Source organism: Wolbachia endosymbiont of Drosophila bicornuta (assembly GCF_028982105.1).
GTDB lineage: Bacteria > Pseudomonadota > Alphaproteobacteria > Rickettsiales > Anaplasmataceae > Wolbachia > Wolbachia pipientis.
Map to the genome: position 1 here is coordinate 1 of NZ_JAPQLF010000040.1, position 4,179 is coordinate 4,179.

The window sequence follows — 4,179 nt, forward strand, 5'->3', positions numbered from 1 at the left end:
TATACATCCTCTAAAAGAAATCAAAAATTGTTGAACTGGTCAATATTTATAACTAATGTTCCAGAAAATAAAATTAGTGCTGAGCAAGTATTAACGATTTACAGAGTAAGGTGGCAAATTGAGTTATTATTTAAATTGTATAAAAGCCATATCAGGCTTGATAAGGTAAAAGGAAAGCCATGCAGAGTATTATGTGAACTATATGCTAAATTGTGTGCAATTCTTATATTTCACGGCATAGTTGGTTGCACAGAAGTGAAAAAGAATACAGAACTTAGCTTAACAAAGGCATTTATTGATCTAAAAAGGCGGGTTAGAGAGTTATTTTTAGTATTAACCAAAATTAATAGTTTAAAAGCATTTCTTAAAAAACTCACTATAACTTGGTCGCGATTTTCATTAAAAGACAAACCTAGAAGGGCTAGAGTATCCACTTTAACCTCTCTAAATTTGCTCACAATCTCTTAACTTGACGCGTATGCTCCTGTAAATAGTCTCCACTGAATTCATCCGTGAGGGGCTCTATTCCAAAATCGCTAAAAAAATCCGTTTCTTGTTCTTTATTTAAAACGATAACTAATCCAAATCTTCTTGGGTCATTAAAAATTATTGAAGTATTGTCAGAAAATAAAAATACCACGTGATCATGCTTATTCCGCATTTGATCGTGGTCAGCATATATAAGCTTTCCGCTCATGCCAAGATGTATGATTACAGCCACACTACCATCTGTATTCCAGATGGTATACTTACCTCTACGCTTGATGTTGCGTATGACTTTGCCCTTTAGCATATCATCAATATTTTTTGTTATTGGGGCACGTAAATTCCAATTATTCACTATAACATTACTGATTTGCTTGTTTTTAATTTTATCAAGCAAAAAATTAGAGATTACTTCCACTTCCGGTAGTTCTGGCATGATACCTCCTTCAAAACTTAAGTTTCTGATGGTAATTTTGTCGTTCTCAAATACATTCGAGTATTCTGCGGTGCTTTCTCCTAAAAATTCCTCACCACAAACGAGTTTTGAAAGGGTTCTCTGTCTACTCTGTTGCTGCTTTTTTCTTTTCAAAATATTTTGCTTTAAAGCTTTCGCTAATCTTTTTTTCTCCTCTTCTTTTTCCTTATTCTTTTTTGTGTTATTCATTATCATAACATATAAACTTGCCGTTGTAGCTCAGGTGGTAGAGTACGTCATTGGTAATGACGAGGTCCCAAGTTCGAGTCTTGGTAACGGCACACTGATTATACTTATAATATTGCATAACTTGTAAGCAAGGCTTAGAAGAAAGTTACAGAGGTAAGTTGTCATGCTTTTTCCATATCCTTTCTACCTTCTTGTTTTTGAGTAGCTCTAATGCTTTACAAAAGTGATACCTTGTTTTACTTGGCACTATAATGTCATCAATGTATCCATATGATGCAGCAAAAAATGGGTTAGCAAATTTTTCTTTATATTCTTTAATTAACGTTTGCTGATCTTTTTCGTGTCGAAATATAATCTCAACTGCACTTTCAGGGCCCATCACAGCTATTTCAGCAGTTGGCCAGGCATAATTTATATCACCTTTTAGATGTTTCGAATTCATAACAATGTATGCACCACCATACGCTTTTCTAGTGATAAGGCTAATTTTCGGCACGGTCGCTTCAGCGTAAGCGTAAAGCAGTTTCGCTCCGTGTTGTATTATATTATTGTATTCTTGATTTGTACCCGGCAAAAATCCTGGAACATCAATAAGTGTGATGATCGGAATGTTAAATGCGTCACAAAACCTTACAAACCTCGCAGCTTTTCTTGAAGAATCAATATCCAAACATCCTGCAAGGTGCATAGGTTGATTTGCAACAATACCGACAGTATTTCCTCCAATTCTACCAAAACCAGTTATGATATTACGAGCAAAATCAGGTTTCAGTTCAAAGAAATTCCTTTCATCACAAACTTTTTCAATGAGTTCATACATATCATAAGGAGTATTAGGATTGGTAGGAATTAGAGTGTTTAAGGATTCATCAATGTCGTCAACATCATTACAGATTGGTGCAGATTTTGGTGATTCTTGATTATTTGCTGGTAAGAAAGTAAAGAATTTACGCATTTTTAGCAGCATTTCAACATCATTATTGAATGCAAAATCCGCTACTCCTGTTTTGCTTGTATGAATTTTTGCTCCACCGAGGTCTTCGAAACTTACATCTCCGTAGGTAACCTTTTTTACTACATCTGGCCCTGTTATAAACATATATGAACTGTTTTTCACCATGAAAGTAAAGTCAGTTAATGCTGGGGAATAAACTGCACCTCCTGCACATGGGCCCATAATTAAAGAAATTTGTGGTATAACACCTGATGCATTTACGTTTCTTTGAAAAATTTCTCCATAACCAGCAAGGGAATTTACTCCTTCCTGAATTCTGGCTCCACCAGAGTCATTTAGTCCGATAATTGGAACCATGGCATTAATTGCCATATCCATAATTTTGCATATTTTTTTTGCATGTGACGCACCAAGTGATCCACCAAAGAGAGTAAAATCCTGAGAATAAACAAAAACTTTTCTGCCATAAATAGTACCATGACCAATCACTACCCCATCACCTAAAAAATTAGCATTTTGCATGCCAAAATCATTTGCATGATGTTTTACGAATTTATCGTATTCTGCAAAAGAACTTTCATCGAGCAATATACTGAGCCTTTCTCTAGCAGTTAATTTCCCTTTTTCATGTTGTTTGGTAATCCTGTCAGAACTGCCTCCTTTTTCAGCTTCTAGTGCTTTGGTTTTTAGATTTTCTAGTATTTTAAAGTCTTGCATACAATAAAGTAGTTTTCAAATTAGTTGTAGACTTTATTAAGTTTACAAACCCTACTAACTATACACATACACTATTGCTATATGCAACAATGTATGTATGATAATTGTTAATGCTCTGGTGATTCATGGTCACTACTTTGAAAATGTTGCGATGTGTCAACACTTTTCATATTAGAAAGAGGTGGACTAACTGCACTGCTTTTCGTTTGTGCAAAACTTTTAGCAGCTTCAACAACCTTGCTTATACGAGGTTCTTTTTCTAGCTCTTTTAGGTACTTTGAGAAGATTTCACAATTTTTGTCATCCATATGTACCATTATTTTACCAAAACTTTCAGCTTTTTCAGAAGATAAAATCATTTCGATCTTTCCATCGCCTACCCTAAAGGTCATTTTTACTTTGCCTTGCATATCATGATATTGCCAGCTTTTTATTCAGATTAGATTATCTCCTTCTCCTATTCGCAATGCACCATATTCTAAGTCCTTAAATTCCGGGGAGTTCATAAATTTTGCAGGAGTGATCACACTTTTTTCTGGACACTGTACATAATAAAACTTATTATCTCTTTCTGCTACAATTTCTTTTTTTTTGTCATCTTCAATACTATCACTTACAATTTGTTTTAGACGTGACAAATATCCGCCGCGTTCTTTCAGTATATCTTCTGGCAATAATCTCCGAACTTCTTGGCTCACATCAGTGCCTGTTGAAACTAGATTAAACATTTCTAACATAAGAGGCCGTAGTTTTTCTTTTCCAGTCTCAGTAACATTTTTATCTTGCTCCATGAGGTGGTATAAGATCAGTATCGAATAATCTATTATTGATGACTTTTTTCTCCTTGGAATACATCAACACTAAACATGACCTTGTGCTTTTTTGCATCGTCTATAGATTTTTGAAGTCTCTTTGCTATGTTTTCGATAGCTTCATCATTAGGTAAGTGTTCAGGCAATGGCGTCAACTTAAGGAAAAATGTCAGAGATTGTGTATAAAATTTCTCTCTAAATTTTTTATCATTAAATTATCCAAAGAGTGCAAGGGACAGCACTTTTGTTTCTGTTTTATTTCAACAAAGAAGTCTAAAATGTGTCCTTTTTAGGTGAAATATGCAAAAAGGAAAAAACCTTATTCTACAAATTAAAAATATAATATACTCGAAAACTTTTCAGAAAATCCATTGTGTTGAGTTTTACACGAACAAGCTTTTTCGACAGTATTTTCTATGATTTTAAAGTTAGTTAAAAAAAGTTTGGGAATAGAATGTGAACTTATGGAGCCATTGACATGTACCCTCAAAGCAAGCTTTTTCTAAAGCAAGGTATAAGATTTGCCATACAGGCTTTCAAGAATT

Annotated in this window: 4 protein-coding genes, 1 tRNA gene and 2 pseudogenes; 3 read left to right on the top strand and 4 right to left on the bottom strand. The window is 34.2% G+C overall.

Annotation, left to right across the window (positions count from 1 at the left end):
* A partial coding sequence (locus OZD68_RS00530; protein WP_275008720.1) for a transposase occupies positions 1-468 on the top strand: 468 nt, incomplete at its 5' end.
* On the opposite strand, the pseudogene OZD68_RS00535 reads toward OZD68_RS00530, so the two are convergent.
* Positions 464-922: pseudogene (locus OZD68_RS00535) on the bottom strand (DNA-formamidopyrimidine glycosylase family protein); the annotation flags it as partial. The gene OZD68_RS00530 and the pseudogene OZD68_RS00535 sit on opposite strands and share 5 nt — an antisense overlap.
* Positions 923-1,169: 247 nt before the next feature.
* On the opposite strand from OZD68_RS00535, the gene OZD68_RS00540 reads away from it, so the two are divergent.
* Positions 1,170-1,242, top strand: a tRNA-Thr gene (locus OZD68_RS00540).
* A 53-nt stretch (positions 1,243-1,295) separates the two neighbouring features.
* Here OZD68_RS00540 and OZD68_RS00545 read toward each other — a convergent pair.
* From OZD68_RS00545 to OZD68_RS00555, 3 genes are all read right to left on the bottom strand, one after another.
* Positions 1,296-2,822 carry an acyl-CoA carboxylase subunit beta gene (locus OZD68_RS00545; protein WP_182309132.1) on the bottom strand — a complete coding sequence of 509 codons (1,527 nt, stop codon included), beginning with the start codon at positions 2,820-2,822 and terminating at the stop codon, positions 1,296-1,298.
* Between the two features lie 107 nt (positions 2,823-2,929).
* Positions 2,930-3,232: a hypothetical protein gene (locus tag OZD68_RS00550; RefSeq protein ID WP_259365931.1), complete on the bottom strand. Its 303-nt coding sequence runs from the start codon at positions 3,230-3,232 to the stop codon at positions 2,930-2,932.
* A gap of 24 nt (positions 3,233-3,256) precedes the next feature.
* The gene (locus OZD68_RS00555) at positions 3,257-3,613 is read right to left on the bottom strand and encodes a hypothetical protein (RefSeq protein WP_259365930.1); all 357 of its coding nucleotides are present in this window, start codon (positions 3,611-3,613) and stop codon (positions 3,257-3,259) included.
* 321 nt (positions 3,614-3,934) lie between these two features.
* Here OZD68_RS00555 and OZD68_RS00560 point away from each other — a divergent pair.
* Positions 3,935-4,179: pseudogene (locus tag OZD68_RS00560) on the top strand (IS4-like element ISWosp8 family transposase); the annotation flags it as partial.